Below are 14,079 nucleotides of genomic sequence, written 5' to 3'. Positions count from 1 at the left end.
GCCGTCCTTATCGTCCCGCTCGGCGAAGCGCGGCCTTGCGCGCTTCCACAAGCTTCGCAACCAACGCCTCAGCCTCACGCTCAAGGTCTGCAAAATCATCGCCGGCACCTTTCGCGCGTTCCATTTCGAGTTCGTGCCGCAAGCACTCGATCTGCCTCTCGCACTCTTTGAGGTATGCCGACCGAACCATGGCGGCGAAGTCGTCTTTGATCGTCTTTGCTCTCGTTCGAGCATGTTCGAGCGACCAGAACGGGATCTGATGGCGACGTGCGAGGCGTTCGACTGCGTTCTTCTGATCGCCCCAGCCGGCACTCTCCCACGCGACCATGCGGTCAATGTATGTCTTGGTGGCGCTCGTCATTTCGCGCACCAGATGCTGAGTTTTTCCGCACCACATGCTGTCAGTTCTCCGCCATGTACTTGGACATGGAAGCGAACACGAAACAGGAGATGCGGATTGCCATCACAGACAGGCCCACCACGAACAAAGCTGACGGGCCGAGGCAGATCGGCGAGATCGTTGGAGCGATCATCGACGAAATCAGAAAGCGGAGAGCGGGAGGCGAAAGCCGACCCGCCTCGCCGCATGTCGCGAATTGCGAAGGCCGCGCAGATGGCGGCCGCGCATAATGGGAGGGCAGCGATCATGCGGCTGCCTCGTCGAGAACAATGAAGTCGCCCGGTTCGACATTAATCCCGCTGCGCCTCGCTTCGGCGATGAGCTTCGGAATATGCCAATGAGGGATAGCGCCTCCGGTGCCGCCCTTCGCCTTTGGCATACGCCAACGCATGACGGCGTTCGGCGTGGCCTCAACGACCTTGGCGACAGCGCTAAGGCCGCCGAACTTCTGGATCAGGGAATTTGCCGGTTCGCATCTCATAAAAGCAACTATGAGATTATCGCACAGTCTCTGTCAAGCACGAATATGCGATTTAATCACAGGACGCGGGCGCATAGACCGTGCAAAAAACGCACATGCGCGACGACCCCTACATCAAGTGGCTTGTGGACAACCTCGCAAAACCGGGGAAAAGTCAGTCTGGCCTTGCCCGGCACCTTGGGGTCGATCCTTCAAGCATTAACAAAGTCGTGAAGCGCAAACGGCTGCTAAAGTCCCATGAGGTGGTGGGAGCAGCCGAATATTTCGGCGAGGACGCGCCTTCTATCGAAGCGATGCCGAGCGCCACAGGTGGAACAGTCATCGCGTTTAGAGCTGGCGTTGTTGAGGCCGGCGCCTTCCGTGAAGTGGATGAATTCGCTGACAATCCGTTCGACGAGACCCGCCAAATTAGCGTCCCTCGAGATCCGCAATTTCCGAACGCTCGCGTGCTGTCATTCGACGTTGCCGGCGATTCCATGAACGACCTTAAGCCTCGCCCTATCCTCCCCGGAGATCAGGTGGTTGGCGTCGCATTTGAAGATGTCGCGGATCAAATCCGCATGCGCGACGGCATGGTGGTCGTCGTGGAGCGCGCCCGCGACGGCGGGCAGACGCGCGAATGGTCGGTCAAGCAAGTTGAGCTTTACGAGGATCGAACGGAATTTCATCCGCGATCGACGAACAAGCGCCACAGGCCGATCGTTATCGAGCGCGACATGCAGGCTGACGACGGAACGGCCGTCCAGGTCATTGCGGTTGTCCGGCGCATCATCAACGATATTCCTCTGTCTTAAGCTGCGTTCTGCTTGATCCCAACGATGGTGGCGATCGAGCTGTCGCATTGAGTGCACGCGAAGCGCTGGCCGGCTAGGTAGGCACTATCAAGTAGCTCGTCGATGTCGCTGGGCGCATCGTCTGCCTGAGGCACTTCAAGGCAGCGCTTAGTGTCGCGCAGACAATTTGCGCACCGAACGAATAGGGTGAAGCGAGCGGCGATGATGCGAGTGTCGTCGGACATCTAGTTCTCCTTTTGTTCTATAAGATTCCCGAACCAAAAGCTTTTGTCGAGTCGGGTGAGCGAACAGCTCGCCGAGACAATTTATGCGATTTTCTCACAGTTAGCGCTTGACAGAATATATGCGATAATCTCATAGTCTGCCCATCGAACAGCGCAACGCGCCAAACCGATGGAGACACCCCATGCCACAAACCAACCGCCATCCAGTCGACGAACTAGTCGACGTGAAGGCCCGCATTGCCGAGCTGACGAAGCGCGAAAAGGCGTTGAAGGAACAGGTCATCGAGATGATCGGCGATCGCGATGCGGTCGGAGGCGACGAGAATATTGCCACGGTCGCTCTGCAGAGCCGCAAGTCGCTCGACCGCAAAGGTCTCGAGAAGCGCTTCGGCAAGGACGTGATCGCCGGCTTCGATCGCGAGAGCGTGCCTTTCTACGTCGTCCGCACGACGCCCCGCGTCGCCGACGCTGCGTGAAGGTGGTTACCATGCCCAACGCACGCCCCACCATCTCCGACCTCATCATGGCCCTCGACTATGCCGACGGCCTGATCGACGAGCTTCATCGCGACAACGAGGCCTTCGCGGCCGCAGTCGATGCCAGCGACATTCCGGGCGTCGACCATCTCACCGATCTTCTGTCCGGCCTGCGCCGGATGGAGGGCGGCGCTCCTGCGTCCGATCAGATCGCAGCGTGAGGGAGGGGGAGATGGACACCGAGAAGGGCGCCAAGCTCACCCTGACCCTAAAAGCCGACAGCGGATACGAGAGCGTCGAGACGCACCGCATTTCGCCGGGACAGTGGGAGGCCATTGTCCGAGCGGCGAACGGAACGCCTGACCCCTGCGTCTCAGAGCTTGAGAGCGAGGTGGAGAGGCTGAGGCGAGAGCTGGAAGAAACCTCAGCAATTTCTGACGGGAATGCAGACGCTGGTTTTGCCTTCAAAGAGCGCGCCGAGGCCGCCGAGGCGGCGGTGGAGAGGCTGAGGGAGGCGCTGACTGAGATCAGCGAGCGGCACATTCCAGATCAGCCAGCGGCCTATGGCGGAGATGAACTGAGCTGGGCTCAGAGGCAGCACGGCGGTCTTCGCCAGATCGCCCGCTCCGCTCTCTCCCCCGATGCGAAGGGGGAGGCGTCATGAGCGAGACCCCTATCGTCAAGGAACTCAAGGGCAACGGGTTCGGGCGGCTCACCACAGCCGCAGATGTCGTCGCCTTTCTTCGTCGCCGGGCTGAGAGTGCCAACCGAGACGCTCAACAACTACTTGAAGAGTGGAAGAGGTTTCGGGCTGACCCGACCGCCAAGCCAAAGAAGGGGCGCAGTCCGTTCGAATGGCGAACTCGTCTCTTGAGAAGGGCTCACTTCTACCTCGAAGCCGCTGACGCAATCGAGGTTCGGATGGGCGATGGCAAAACCTCCAAAGCCGAGGGTCTGTCATGACCCGCGCCCTCATCACCCTCCCAATCCTCCTAGCCCTCTACGCCATCGGCCACGTCGCTGATGCTGCGATCGAGAGGCAGGACACCATCAACCAGGAAGCATTTTCCGCCGTGAGATCGGCGCATCTGGAGCAGGCACGATGAGAAAGACGATTGAGGTCACGATCCCCGAGGGCTGGGAAGACATCAAGGCGGCGCCAAAGGATGGAACGCGCATTTCGGTCGCGCACATTGCTGACCCATCCTCGTTTCGGCGGGGCTCGTCATTTCACGAGACGACGGCGAGATTTGTCGGCGATGCATGGTCGCCAAGCGCATATTTCGTCTGTGCGGACGGGATGGTTCGCTCTCAGCCGACGCACTGGTTCCCCGCCCGCCAGCCCAATGAGGCAGCGTCATGAGCGGGCGCCACACGAACACCGCCGGGCACATTGCCTCGATCGGCGTCATGATCACCAAGCGCGGCCGCGAGCTCGCCAATATGTCGCCGACGCCAAATCCGGCGGCCGACATGGAGATCACCAAACTTGTCGATGAGCTCAACGCGCTCCTCGAGCGCGGCCGGGCTGAGGGCCGGAGGGATGCAGCGTGAAGCAATATCTCGACCTCCTCAAGACAGTCCTTGAGACCGGCGTTGATCGCGGCGACCGGACCGGAACCGGGACGCGCTCGATCTTCGGTCATCAGATGCGCTTCGATCTGTCGGACGGGTTCCCTCTCCTGACGACCAAGAAGCTACATATCCGTTCGATCGTCCATGAACTGCTCTGGTTTCTGAAGGGTGAGACCAATATTGCCTATCTGAAGGCCAACGGCGTCAGGATTTGGGACGAGTGGGCCGACGAGCACGGTGATCTCGGCCCGGTCTACGGGGCGCAGTGGCGATCCTGGCCGGACTACGACGGCGGTCATGTGGACCAGATCGCGAAGGTGGTCGAAGCGATCCGCAAGACGCCGAATTCCCGCCGGCTGATCGTCTCGGCCTGGAACCCCGCGCTTGTCGACGAGATGGCGCTGCCGCCCTGCCACTGTCTGTTTCAGTTCTACGTTGCCGAGGGCCGGCTGTCCTGCCAGCTCTACCAGCGCTCGGGCGATATGTTCCTGGGCGTGCCCTTCAATATTGCGTCCTATGCCCTGCTGACGGCGATGGTCGCCCAGGTGACAGGGTTCAAGCCGGGCGTCTTCGTCCACACGTTGGGCGACGCGCATCTCTATCGCGATCACTTCGAGCAGGCTCAGCTACAGCTGACACGTACGCCAGGCCCTTTGCCGATGCTCAAGCTTGGTCCCGAGATCGACGATCTCTTCGCGTTCCGCTTCGAGGACATTGCGATCGAGAATTACGAGGCGGCGCCTCACATCCCAGCGAGGGTTTCCCGATGACCACCCCCAACCCAGGCCGCCCGACCGAGCAGACGAGAGTGCGCGTTGTGCCGCTTGAGCCAACGGACATCATGGTTGAAGCCGGAGTCGATTTCATGTCCGACGATATCGAAAACTGCGGCAGCAACGAGGAAGTAGTCACGGCCATCTATAGCCGCATGGTTGCCAACGCTCCTGCCCCCACGCCTGCCGAGGCGCCGGAGCCCACCCCCGCAAAGGCAGAGGCGGTGGACACGAAAAACGCAACGCCGGAAGTCAAGTTCCTCTGCGATCTGCATGAGCGATTCCTTCGGGAGTACGCCAATGCCGGGTGGTTGTCGCCTGACTATGCAAAAGGTGAAACTTGGGGATCGCTCGCATTTGATATTCTCAAGGTGGCGATACGCTTGGAGAAACTGGAGCGCGTTACACAGGCCGCCGAAAAGGCAGAGCCGGGAGAGGCGGTGAGCGACCTGGAAGACGTAGTCGATTGGGTGGCACGATACGGCGGCGACTGCCGAGATTGCGCCGATGAAAACGGTAAATGCCCAAACGATGGCTTGCCGTGCGATGACCGGGGAAAGCCTATCCGGTTTGTAGTCGAAGCCCTCAGATATGGGATCGCCAACGGCTACGTGAAGCCATTTTACGCCCGCCCCTCCGCCGACCTAGACCGGCTGCGGCAGGAGCGAGACGCCGCCCGCAAGGAGGCTGCGCACTGGAAGGCCAATTATGACGAGATGGTGCGGAGAAACGCCGTCTTGCGAGACAGGCCTGACCTTCCCGTCGATCGACTGCCAGCCTTGGCACGGCTGCGGGAGGAGAACGAGACTTGGCGCAGTCATGCCGCCACCTTGCTCGCCAATCTCGACTATCTCACGGAGGCAACGGGAGAAGGCCCGGAAGACGAAGACCGCGTCATGGTCGAGCACATCAGATCGGAGCTTGCCGCCCGCGCAGCCCGCACAGAGGGAGGCGAGTGATGCGATCGAACCATCCCGAATTCCCCGGTCTCTATCGCGCCTATCTCCTCATCGCCTTGGACAACGGCGGCATCAATAGGTGCCGCTCCGTCGAGGATCAGCGTCGCGACTTCGACCGCTGGGCTGATAAGCAACCGCTTCAAACTCTCTCTTCGTCGGACGCATGGCTTTCGAGTCTCAGCCAAGAACGATTGGAGCTTGTCGCTTCCGGTGGTCAGGATGAGCCCGACACGATCGCTGCCAAAGAAGGCGCGCCGGACGATCTCGACGACCTCCTGAACTCGTATTTCGACGAGGTATGCTGATGGCCGTCTATGTCGATGATATGCGCGCCCGGTATGGCCGTCTTGTGATGTGTCACATGCTGGCAGACACGACCGACGAATTGATCGCGATGGCCGATCGGATCGGCGTTGCGCGCAAGTGGCTCCAAAATGCCGGAACCGCTCACGAGCATTTCGACATTGCGCTCTCGAAGCGCGCTCTGGCTGTTGCAGCCGGCGCGCAGGAGATCACTTGGCGCGAGGCTGGCAAAATGATTCGGGAACGACGTATCGGCGATCGCACGAAAGGGTCCGACAATGGATAATCGCACAGAGACCGTCCGCAGGCTGGCCGCAGAGTGCGCGCGCCAAATCGGCACCGAATTAGCGACCGGGGGAATAGACCAGCGCAGCGCCGTGGAAAACATCATCGCCCGCGCAATCCAGTCCGGCAGAGACGCAGACCGGGCAGCGCGTGAGGCTGGGCTGGTGGAGGAGCTTGTCGCGAGGCTGACCGACTTCGTTGAGCGCGACGAAGAGATGATCCGATCGTATCCTGATGTGAAGCCATCGGATCGCTTCGCGCGTCTGGTGAAGGAAGGCCGCGCGCTTCTCGATCGCGCCGCCCTCTCCGCCCACGCCCCAGCCTCTGAGGACGTTGCCTCTCACGAAGCCCTGATCGGTGACACTCAAACCGGCTTGCCTGTAACGGGTGAGAGTCAAGATGGGTGGCATCCGATCGAGACCGCGCCGAAAGACGGAACGTGGATCGAAGCCTATAGGCCGCCCCTGGCAAAGGGACGCTGGCAAACCTTGGTGATCTGCCGTTGGTATGAGTGGCCCGATGGCGATCCTGATCCTGGCTGGTACTTCCCCGACGAACCGGAGCACGACTTCACGACCGCCGAAGGTATCAGGGTGGCGGAACATGTCATGTTCGGCGGCGATGCTGGATACAATCGTTCGAACCACTTCACCCACTGGCGCCATCTCCCCACCCCGCCATCACCGGCCAAGCGTGAGGAGGGATGAGGATGGGTGCGCGCAGTTCAACGCCGTCAAATTGGATGTTTGGCGTGATGTTCATCCTCCAGTGCATCGCTCACTTCCGCCCGGTCATAATGACCGCTGGTCGCCGGGATGAACTCCTTGGGTACGAGGATTACTGCAAGCGGAAGATCGCTGACATGGAGGCAGAGGCCGCAGCAAGAGACGACACGATCATCGTGCGCCGAACCTCTTCCCGCACGGAGGGCTCCGCCCATGACTGACACGTCCAAGCTCGTCGAAATGGTCGCTGAGGTGAACAAGAAGGCATGGGAGGATTTCCCTGGAGCCATCGACGCCAAGAACGTCCATGAGGCTCGCCTGTTTGCGGCTCGTCGGGTGATCGAAGCCCTCTCATCCGCCCAGGCAGACGCAGACCAGCGCGTTAAGGCGGCGGTGGAGGCGGAAAGGGAGAGGTGTGCTCTCGTCGTAGATGATTTTGGAAAGACTTGGGGTCTCGCTTACCGGAGCGGCACGAACGAGATCGCCGCAGCCATCCGCGCAGGGAAGGAGGACAGCCATGCGGCTGACTGATGCGGTCGAGGTCACGACACGCACGCCGTCCCGTCTACGAAGAGCGTGGTGCGAATTGACCGGAGGCCATGACAACGCGGTTCGGGTGGCTCGCAAGCAAGGCGCACCATGGGCGGTCTCTTTCAAATGCCGGCGCTGCGGGAAGACGACAGAATGGTACGATTTACGGGCGGAGACAGGCGATGTCGAACACCATTCTTGATCGCGCGATCTCGCCTGATGAAGCCGTGGCCCGATTCGCCGAGCGCGGCATTGATATTTCAAAACGGACGCTGATCGAGCGTGGTAAAAAGCTCGGGGCATTTCGGAAAATTGGTCAGGCGGTATTCTTTACGCCGGACGACCTCGAACGCATTGCGGAACCTGCCCCATGCTCAAACTCGTCAAACGCCCGAAAAGCCCGTTCTACTATGCGCGCGGCACGATCAACGGACAGCGCGTCGAAGAGAGCACCGGAACCGACAATCTCCGAGAGGCCCGGCGAAAGCTTCAAGACATCGAACGACGCATCCTTTCAGCCGATCCCGTTTCGGAGGAAGCCGAACTGACCTTTGCCGCCGCCCTGGCGATCTATCGCGAGACGAAGCCGAAAGCGCGGTTTCTGGATCCACTGCTGTCGCATTTCGGCGCCAGGGCGGTGTCCGAGATCAACAATGCGGCCATGCGCGAAGCGGCGAAGAAGCTCTATCCCGATGCATCCGATGAGACGATCCGCCGGCAACTTTACACCCCCGTCAAAGCGATCCTGAACCATGCGGCCGACGAAGAGCTTTGCGCCCCTCCCCGGCTCAAGATCAAGGTGCAAGCGAATCGCCGAACCGTGTTCTTCAAGCCAGAGGAAGTCGACGCGGTTCTTCTAAGCCTGAACGCGAACCCGAACGCTTATCTCGGCCCGCTGGTGACGTTCCTGATCGGCCAGGGCAGCCGAATGAAGGAGACGCTGACGCTTGATGGGCGGGACGTTCACCTCGACGACCGATTGGCGATCCTGCGGCTGACGAAGAATGGCGAGGAGCGGCGCGTGTCGCTGATTCCCCGTGTCGTCGCGGCGATGTCCAATCTGCCGACGATCGGCGAGCCAGGGCCGGTGTTCCGCCGGCTGGACGGCCACCCATTTAAGACGGACGAAGCTGCTGGCGGCCAGATCAAGAGCGCGTTCCGAACAGCTGTGAAAAGCGCTCATCTCGATGAGCGGCGATACACCCCGCACGTTTGCCGCCACACCTGGGCGACATGGTTCTATGCGCAAACAAACGATGTGCGCCGGCTGCAGGTGGAGGGCGGCTGGCTATCGAACGAATGGCAGCGCTACACCAAGATCGGCACGCCCGATCTCGGCCGCCGCGTGAAGCGTTTTGGTTGGGACTTCAGCCAGAAGCTGGGGGAAAACCTGGGGGAACGGAAAGCCGACGTTATATAAAACAATGACTTGCAATCAAAAATGCTCCCTTGGTAAGGGAGAGGTCGCGAGTTCAATCCTCGCCAGCAGCACCATTTGCTCGACGAGATGTGCCGTCAGCGCTTTTGCCGCATTCTCCAAGACATTTATTCAAAGCACGCTTCTGGCCCATTTGACTTTATGGGCTTGGATGACCGTGCGATACGCCGTGACGAGGGCTTTCAGGCATCAGCGACGATGCCCGAACCTGCATGGCTTCGGCTCGAATACGCTCCAAAGGAGTGGCCTGCCCATTCGGTCAGTTTCCGTGCTCATAGAAGCGCCGTCGGTCCGAACGGATGCTGTCGATCCTTAAATCTCCAGCATCAGCCCGAAAATCAATTCCGATACTCGGGCTGATGCCCTCATCACAAGCCGAATCAGCGCTGGACGACAACTCGCGTATTGCCCATGCCGACGCGCCGAACCAGATCATAGAAGGTCTTCGCATTGGCTGTATGCAGCCGCACGCAGCCATGGGATGCGGGACGGCCCAGGCGCGAGACCGCGCCGGTTCCATGGATCGCATATCCCCCATGATAGAAGACCGAATAGGGCATGGGCGACATATCATATTTCCGGGAGTACCACATGCGATGAACACGCTTGGGGCGCCACGTGCCGGTCGGGGTGACATAACCGCGTCTGGCCGTCGAAACCGGCCAGCGATAACGGACCTTGCCGTCCTGAATCACCGTCATGGTTTGGCTCGAAAGATCAACCTTCGCGACGAGACGCGCCTGTGCGCCCGTGAGCCCGAAGCCGAACACAGCAAAGAGGACGGTTAGAACCGCCAAATAGGATTTCATGGGAACACTCCAGCCTAGTTATTGCCTTATTTTCACCCAATGAAAGCCTAAATCTGGCGGATGTCCAGGGCAATTCTGCAGCCGACACCAAGGTGAACGGCCCGCCGAAAGGTGACTTCGCCGCAACCTGTTAAGATCACCTACTCGTGAAACCAAGAGCGATGACCAATTTTTGGCCTCTCGCTAGGGAATGTCCGCCGGTGAACATTTCAAACGATGACGGGAGCAGTCGATCAATTTCGGCTGATCGCGTTTGATTTTACGCCGTTGCTCGGCTGCCCTGCCAGAGCGAGCAATGTGCCATTCCCCTCGCCTGCGCTGCGCGATTGCTTTTCCGTGGAACGCGCATCCGGCGAATTCGGCCCATCCCGGAATGGGGTCGCCCCCTCCTTGGTAGGCTCGGGCCCAAACGGGTTGCGCCGTTTCACACCGTCAATGCGCTTTGTGTAGGATGCCGACTGGCGCCATCGCCAAAGACGTGCAGTGTTTCTTAACCTTGGCTTGCTAAGTCCTTTGATAGACAGGGGTGGACGCGAACTGTGCTCAAAGCGCTACGACAACATTGGGCCGTCATGGGAGGTGGGCTTGCGATCGCAGGCTTCGTCGTCGCAAGCGCCCTTCTTGTCGGCAACAAGGCCATCGGCGATATTGTGGAAACCGAGCTTCGCGGTCGCAGCGACAGCTTCGCAGATGTTCTTCTCACCGAGCCCGATGCGATCGACTCGCTTTTGACAGGCATCAGCCGAGAGGCCGAGACCGAAGCGAAGATCCGCCAAGTCTCCAACCTCGCCGGCATCGAGAGCTTCTCGATCTTCGATCGGAACGGCCAGGAAATCTACAAATCTCGTTCGGATCGCTATCAATGGATGATCCGAGACCGTCCGGGCGGCATTTCCACGGGTGACTCCTTATCTCCGCAGATGCTCGATCATACGGGGCAGTGGCAGATGGTGCTAGACGACGGCAACTCGCCGGTCTCCGTGCTTCAGCCTCTCTATCGCGATGGGGAGCGCATTGGCTTTCTGTCGGTGGTTGCCGACGTGACGGCCGATCGCAGCGCCTATAGCAACACGTTGGTTAAGGCTTCGGCGATTATTGCCGCCGTCCTACTGCTTGCCACTGGGGTTCCCTTCCTCTTGTTCTTGCGCCGCCGGAGGATCCTGGAAGAGGCCGACGCGCGCATCGAATTCCTCGCCAATCACGATAATCTCACCCGGCTCCTCAATCGCCGCCGCATGCAGGAGGAGACCGATCGCCACCTGCAGACAGCACGCGCGACGCGTGAGCGCATGGCCTATTTCTTCATCGATATCGACGAATTGGCCGAGATTAACGATCGGCTGGGCCAAGCCAATGGCGACGAGTTGCTCAGAGGGGTCGCGCGCCGTCTGCGCGCCGTCTGCGGGCCGGACGATCTCGCAGCACGGGTCGGACCGGACGATTTCACGATCCTGCGCCGCAGGATCATCTCGCCCGACGACGCCCACGCCTTTGCCAGACGTCTGACCTCGGTCGTCTGCGCGCCCCTCGAAATTGCTGGCGAGCCCATCGCGCCGCGGATTTCGGTCGGCTGCGCCCTGGCCCCGCTCGATGGCCGCAACCATACCGAGCTCGTCAAACATGCCGAGATCGCCCATCTGAGACATAAATCTTCGAAGCAGGACGATCTCGTTCTGTTCGAAGCCTGGATGGATGAAGAGGCCCATCGTCGCCGCCAGATCGAGGGCGTCGTTCGCCAGGCGGTCGAGAACAAGGGTTTCGAGCTCTTCTATCAGCCGCTCATCGACGGGCGCAGCCATCGCACGATCGGCTTCGAAGCCCTGCTTCGCCTTCGTGATGCCGATGGAAACTATATCTCGCCGACCGAATTCGTGCCCGTCGCGGAGGCGCGCGGCTATATCAAGCGGATCGGCACCTGGGTCATCCGGGAGGCCACCCGCCAGGTTGCGGAGTGGCCGGATCCGATCTTCGTCTCGGTCAATCTGAGCGCCGTGCAATTTGCCGATGGCGATCTGATCAAGATCGTGCAGACGGCGCTCGACAACGCCGGCGTCAGCGGCGAACGCCTGGAACTCGAAGTGGTCGAATCGCTCGTTCTCGACCGCTCGGACGACATTCTCGACCAGCTCCGCCGGCTGAAAGCCCTCGGCGCATCCCTGGCCATGGACGACTTCGGGACCGGCTATTCGTCGCTCAGCTATCTCTGGCGCTTCCCCTTCAACAAGCTGAAGATCGATCAGAGCTTCATGTTCGCTCTGGCGCGCGGTGAAAAGAGGGTCGAGCAGCTCGTCGGAACGATCATCTCCATGGCTCATCACATGGACATGAAGGTGACCACCGAGGGCGTCGAACTTCGCGAACAGGTCGAGATGCTCGATCGTTTTGGCTGCGACATCATTCAAGGTTTCTATTTCGGAAAGCCGATGTGCGCAGCCGATGCCAGTCAGCGCCTTCTCTCCGAAATGGGGCAGGGGCGCATCAAAGAGCAGACGCCGCAAAGGCCGCGCCGCCAGCGCTCTGTTTCGGCCGCCTGATCGCGCGCTCGGACGGTCAGCGAAGACCGGTCTCCCGGCATTTTGCGAGAAAGCCGAGAAAGGCGGCCGTAGCCTCGTCCAGAGCGCCGCCATTGTCGATTCGCCGAAGCGCTTCGAGACCGTCCGGCACAACGATAGACGCCTCGCGGGCAGCCCGCGCCTTTGCCTCGGGCCGCGTCTCCCGGCCGCGCGCGACGATCCGTTCGATCAGGACCGCCCGCGGCGCCGTGATCTCGGCGATGGCAAGGCGCGGAAAGGCCAGGGCGGCCGGACCGATCGCACGGCGCGACAGATTGGCAACGACAAGCCGGCCTCGTTCGATATGGGCGAGCAAATCCCGCTCGAGCCCGTAGCGCAGCCCATGCGCGCCCCAGGCGAGGCAGAAACGGCCGGCCGCCTCCCGCGCTTCGAAGGCCATAAGGTCAAGGCTTGCATGATCCTCGGCCTCAGGATCGGCTTCCCGCGTGACGATGCGACGAGCGAAGACGACGCCCGGATCGCCGCCGAGAGCCGCTGCGGCGCGTCGGATGAGCGTATCCTTTCCCGCCCCGCTTGGACCGACGACGGCAACGAATAGGCCGACGCCGCGTCCCGCGCCTCTCGGTCCGTCGGCCATGGCGGGCGAAAACGGTTCAGGCGACACGCCTCCCCTCCCGCATGACACTCCGCACAATGGGTGGGCGCCCCTTCATGCTCGCATCCACTCGAACGAGGTCGGCTCGCTTGTCGATCGCGATCTCCCCGCGATCGTCCAACCCCGCCGCTTGCGCCGGATGGGTGGCGACGAGGCGGACCGCCGCGGGCAAGTCCGCATCCTCGGTGTCAGTCAGGTGGAACGCCGCCTGAAGAAGCGAAAAGGGCACGTAATCGGAGGACAGAATGTCGAGATCGCCGGCCTTGAGGAGATCGAGCGCGGCGACATTGCCCGAATGGGATCCGCCGCGAACGATGTTCGGCGCGCCCATGAGGACGGACAGGCCGGCCTTGCGGGAGGCGCTGGCCGCGATGCTCGTCGTCGGAAATTCGGCGATCCGGGTTCCGAGCACGACGGCTTCCTCCACATGGGATTCGAATGCATCGTCATGGGAGGCGACGACGATCCCCTTCTCTCGGCAGAGATCGGCGATGCCCTTTCGCGAGCGGGCGCTGTTTTCGTCCGATTCGGCCCGCCGCCGCGCCATGAAGCGCTCGAACTCGTTGTCGGAAAGCCCGCGCTTCTTCTGATGATAGGCGCGATAGGTGTCGATATCGACGAATTGGCGCTGGCCCGGCGCGTGATCCATCAGCGAAGCGAGCCTGACACGCGGATTTCCCGAAAGCTGCGAGAAGCCCTCGACGGCGTCTGCGACCGAGACCTCGCAGCGCAGATGAATGAAGTGCTCGGCGCGAAGGCGGCCCGTCGCCTGTGCTTCGGCGATGGCGTCGGCCAGTTGCGCGGCGGTCTCGTGGTTGAGGGCGATCCCCTCCTCCGTGCCGACGCGGATCGCGTCGAAGACGGTGGTGATGCCGGAGCCGGCGATCTGGGCATCATGGGCCTGGAGCGCGGCATACGGGTTCCACACGACCTTCGGGCGCGGCAGATAATGGCCCTCGATATGGTCGGTGTGAAGCTCCACGAGGCCGGGAATGAGAAGATCGCCGCCTTGATCCTCGCCGCGCGCGGACCCGCTGCCGATCTCCGCGATCCGTCCGTCGCGCAGGACCAGATGGCCGTCGATCACCGTGTCCTTGAGAACGATGCGGGCGTTGGTGAGAACGGTTTCCTGCAACAT

The 14,079-nt window shown here is 61.1% G+C and carries 22 protein-coding genes; 14 read left to right on the top strand and 8 right to left on the bottom strand.

Annotated elements, in window-relative coordinates; translation table 11 throughout:
- Positions 1 to 7: 7 nt before the first annotated feature.
- The 3 genes from B9A15_RS03045 to B9A15_RS23740 are packed head-to-tail and all read right to left on the bottom strand — an operon-like array spanning position 8 to position 881.
- Positions 8 to 361 carry a hypothetical protein gene (locus tag B9A15_RS03045; RefSeq protein WP_084408564.1) on the bottom strand — a complete coding sequence of 118 codons (354 nt, stop codon included), beginning with the start codon at positions 359 to 361 and terminating at the stop codon, positions 8 to 10.
- A complete protein-coding gene (locus tag B9A15_RS22390) occupies positions 358 to 648 on the bottom strand; it encodes a hypothetical protein (RefSeq protein WP_139798172.1) in 291 nt (96 codons plus the stop codon). The genes B9A15_RS03045 and B9A15_RS22390 overlap by 4 nt, the downstream gene beginning before the upstream one ends.
- Complete coding sequence (locus B9A15_RS23740) at positions 645 to 881, bottom strand: carph-isopro domain-containing protein (RefSeq protein WP_084408562.1); 237 nt, start codon at positions 879 to 881, stop codon at positions 645 to 647. Before B9A15_RS23740 ends, B9A15_RS22390 begins: the two co-directional genes overlap by 4 nt.
- Before the next feature lie 95 nt (positions 882 to 976).
- On the opposite strand from B9A15_RS23740, the gene B9A15_RS03030 reads away from it, so the two are divergent.
- A complete protein-coding gene (locus B9A15_RS03030) occupies positions 977 to 1,675 on the top strand; it encodes a LexA family protein (protein WP_084408561.1) in 699 nt (232 codons plus the stop codon).
- Here B9A15_RS03030 and B9A15_RS03025 read toward each other — a convergent pair.
- On the bottom strand, positions 1,672 to 1,899 hold the full coding sequence (locus B9A15_RS03025) for a hypothetical protein (protein ID WP_084408560.1): 228 nt from the start codon (positions 1,897 to 1,899) through the stop codon (positions 1,672 to 1,674). The genes B9A15_RS03030 and B9A15_RS03025 overlap by 4 nt on opposite strands.
- 182 nt (positions 1,900 to 2,081) lie before the next feature.
- On the opposite strand from B9A15_RS03025, the gene B9A15_RS03020 reads away from it, so the two are divergent.
- From B9A15_RS03020 to B9A15_RS02985, 8 genes are all read left to right on the top strand, one after another.
- Positions 2,082 to 2,375 (top strand): hypothetical protein, encoded by a 294-nt coding sequence (locus tag B9A15_RS03020; protein ID WP_084408559.1) that lies wholly within the window; start codon positions 2,082 to 2,084, stop codon positions 2,373 to 2,375.
- 11 nt (positions 2,376 to 2,386) lie between these two features.
- Complete coding sequence (locus B9A15_RS03015; RefSeq protein WP_084408558.1) at positions 2,387 to 2,596, top strand: hypothetical protein; 210 nt, start codon at positions 2,387 to 2,389, stop codon at positions 2,594 to 2,596.
- Between the two features lie 11 nt (positions 2,597 to 2,607).
- Complete coding sequence (locus tag B9A15_RS03010; RefSeq protein WP_139798171.1) at positions 2,608 to 3,039, top strand: hypothetical protein; 432 nt, start codon at positions 2,608 to 2,610, stop codon at positions 3,037 to 3,039.
- Positions 3,036 to 3,338 carry a hypothetical protein gene (locus B9A15_RS03005; protein WP_084408556.1) on the top strand — a complete coding sequence of 101 codons (303 nt, stop codon included), beginning with the start codon at positions 3,036 to 3,038 and terminating at the stop codon, positions 3,336 to 3,338. The genes B9A15_RS03010 and B9A15_RS03005 overlap by 4 nt, the downstream gene beginning before the upstream one ends.
- Positions 3,335 to 3,481 carry a hypothetical protein gene (locus tag B9A15_RS22825; RefSeq protein ID WP_170923147.1) on the top strand — a complete coding sequence of 49 codons (147 nt, stop codon included), beginning with the start codon at positions 3,335 to 3,337 and terminating at the stop codon, positions 3,479 to 3,481. Before B9A15_RS03005 ends, B9A15_RS22825 begins: the two co-directional genes overlap by 4 nt.
- A gap of 253 nt (positions 3,482 to 3,734) precedes the next feature.
- Positions 3,735 to 3,929 (top strand): hypothetical protein, encoded by a 195-nt coding sequence (locus tag B9A15_RS02995; RefSeq protein WP_084408554.1) that lies wholly within the window; start codon positions 3,735 to 3,737, stop codon positions 3,927 to 3,929.
- Entirely contained in the window at positions 3,926 to 4,720 is a 795-nt protein-coding gene (locus B9A15_RS02990) for a thymidylate synthase (RefSeq protein WP_084408553.1), read from the top strand. The genes B9A15_RS02995 and B9A15_RS02990 overlap by 4 nt, the downstream gene beginning before the upstream one ends.
- A complete protein-coding gene (locus tag B9A15_RS02985) occupies positions 4,717 to 5,682 on the top strand; it encodes a hypothetical protein (protein WP_084408552.1) in 966 nt (321 codons plus the stop codon). The genes B9A15_RS02990 and B9A15_RS02985 overlap by 4 nt, the downstream gene beginning before the upstream one ends.
- 214 nt (positions 5,683 to 5,896) lie before the next feature.
- Here B9A15_RS02985 and B9A15_RS23735 read toward each other — a convergent pair whose 3' ends face one another.
- Positions 5,897 to 6,376 (bottom strand): hypothetical protein, encoded by a 480-nt coding sequence (locus B9A15_RS23735; RefSeq protein WP_425292944.1) that lies wholly within the window; start codon positions 6,374 to 6,376, stop codon positions 5,897 to 5,899.
- On the opposite strand from B9A15_RS23735, the gene B9A15_RS02970 reads away from it, so the two are divergent.
- The 4 genes from B9A15_RS02970 to B9A15_RS02955 all read left to right on the top strand — a co-directional run bounded on the left by B9A15_RS02970 (position 6,363) and on the right by B9A15_RS02955 (position 8,946).
- Positions 6,363 to 6,977 carry a hypothetical protein gene (locus B9A15_RS02970; protein ID WP_139798170.1) on the top strand — a complete coding sequence of 205 codons (615 nt, stop codon included), beginning with the start codon at positions 6,363 to 6,365 and terminating at the stop codon, positions 6,975 to 6,977. The genes B9A15_RS23735 and B9A15_RS02970 overlap by 14 nt on opposite strands.
- Before the next feature lie 231 nt (positions 6,978 to 7,208).
- On the top strand, positions 7,209 to 7,526 hold the full coding sequence (locus B9A15_RS02960; protein WP_084408548.1) for a hypothetical protein: 318 nt from the start codon (positions 7,209 to 7,211) through the stop codon (positions 7,524 to 7,526).
- Between the two features lie 182 nt (positions 7,527 to 7,708).
- Positions 7,709 to 8,074 (top strand): hypothetical protein, encoded by a 366-nt coding sequence (locus B9A15_RS22820; RefSeq protein WP_170923146.1) that lies wholly within the window; start codon positions 7,709 to 7,711, stop codon positions 8,072 to 8,074.
- An 89-nt stretch (positions 8,075 to 8,163) separates the two neighbouring features.
- Positions 8,164 to 8,946, top strand: coding sequence for a tyrosine-type recombinase/integrase (locus B9A15_RS02955; RefSeq protein WP_170923145.1), 783 nt, complete (start codon positions 8,164 to 8,166; stop codon positions 8,944 to 8,946).
- A 398-nt stretch (positions 8,947 to 9,344) separates the two neighbouring features.
- Here the strand turns inward: B9A15_RS02955 and B9A15_RS02950 are convergent, their stop codons facing one another.
- Positions 9,345 to 9,773 carry a L,D-transpeptidase gene (locus tag B9A15_RS02950; RefSeq protein WP_084408546.1) on the bottom strand — a complete coding sequence of 143 codons (429 nt, stop codon included), beginning with the start codon at positions 9,771 to 9,773 and terminating at the stop codon, positions 9,345 to 9,347.
- A gap of 539 nt (positions 9,774 to 10,312) precedes the next feature.
- Between B9A15_RS02950 and B9A15_RS02945 the strand changes: the two genes are divergently transcribed.
- Positions 10,313 to 12,307 (top strand): putative bifunctional diguanylate cyclase/phosphodiesterase, encoded by a 1,995-nt coding sequence (locus B9A15_RS02945; protein ID WP_244556771.1) that lies wholly within the window; start codon positions 10,313 to 10,315, stop codon positions 12,305 to 12,307.
- A gap of 16 nt (positions 12,308 to 12,323) precedes the next feature.
- On the opposite strand, the gene phnN is transcribed toward B9A15_RS02945, so the two are convergent.
- Positions 12,324 to 12,950, bottom strand: a complete 627-nt coding sequence (gene phnN / locus B9A15_RS02940) for a phosphonate metabolism protein/1,5-bisphosphokinase (PRPP-forming) PhnN (protein ID WP_139798169.1) — start codon at positions 12,948 to 12,950, stop codon at positions 12,324 to 12,326.
- A complete protein-coding gene (locus tag B9A15_RS02935; RefSeq protein ID WP_084408543.1) occupies positions 12,940 to 14,079 on the bottom strand; it encodes an alpha-D-ribose 1-methylphosphonate 5-triphosphate diphosphatase in 1,140 nt (379 codons plus the stop codon). The genes phnN and B9A15_RS02935 overlap by 11 nt, the downstream gene beginning before the upstream one ends.

Source organism: Fulvimarina manganoxydans (assembly GCF_900176465.1).
Classification (GTDB): Bacteria; Pseudomonadota; Alphaproteobacteria; order Rhizobiales; family Rhizobiaceae; genus Fulvimarina; species Fulvimarina manganoxydans.
Note: the sequence above shows the minus strand (reverse complement) of the source record. Positions and strands in the feature narration are given on the sequence as shown.